Annotated in this window: 1 protein-coding gene; it reads left to right on the top strand. The window is 43.3% G+C overall.

What is annotated here, in order from left to right; genetic code table 11:
• Positions 1–191 precede the first annotated feature (191 nt).
• Positions 192–660: putative solute-binding protein (locus A3757_RS05770; RefSeq protein ID WP_231878229.1), on the top strand; the 469-nt coding region annotated here is incomplete at its 3' end.

The following is a 660-nucleotide window of genomic DNA, read 5'->3' as shown; positions in this document are numbered from 1 at the left end:
ACTGGCCAGCTTTTTTTCAACAGCCACATGAATTCATATATATACCGCCCAGCTCTTCAGCAGAGGTGTGCTGTATGAAGCTCTTCTCTATATTTCTTTGCATCTTGATAAGCCTGTTCAGTAGCTCTGCTTTTTCTTTAGAATCTAAAACGTTCTGCGTTTGGGATCCTGTTGGCCGAAGTGGCCCAGTGATGACATTTTATTCCGACGTTATTCCACGAGCTCAAGCCTGGGGATTAAAGCTCAAATTTGTCGCCTACACCGAAGAAACCGATGTTGTTAAGCAATTTAAGGCTGGCAACTGCGAGGCTGCCGTTCTTACGAGCATCCTGTCGCGCCAGTTTGTTAAGTTTGCCGGCACAATGGACGCAATTGGAGCAATTAACTCAGAGAAAGGGCTTGAGCTTGCTATCGCTACGCTAAGCCGCTCTAGGGCTGGCAAGCTGATGATCGAAAACAATTATGAGGTTGTAACAACCTTCCCTGTTGGTTCGATGTATGCCTTTGTTAAAGACCGCTCGATTGACACAATTGACGAATTTTCTGGTCAAAAGATTGCGATTTTGAATAATGATCCGCAAATGTATAAATTTGCAAGTTTATCTAAGTCCAAACCTGTCACGGTAACACTATCAAACTTTGCAGATAAATTTAAAACCG

This window comes from Oleiphilus sp. HI0117, assembly GCF_001635235.1.
The sequence above is the reverse complement of the archived record's forward strand: the minus strand, read 5'-3'. Positions and strand labels throughout refer to the sequence as shown.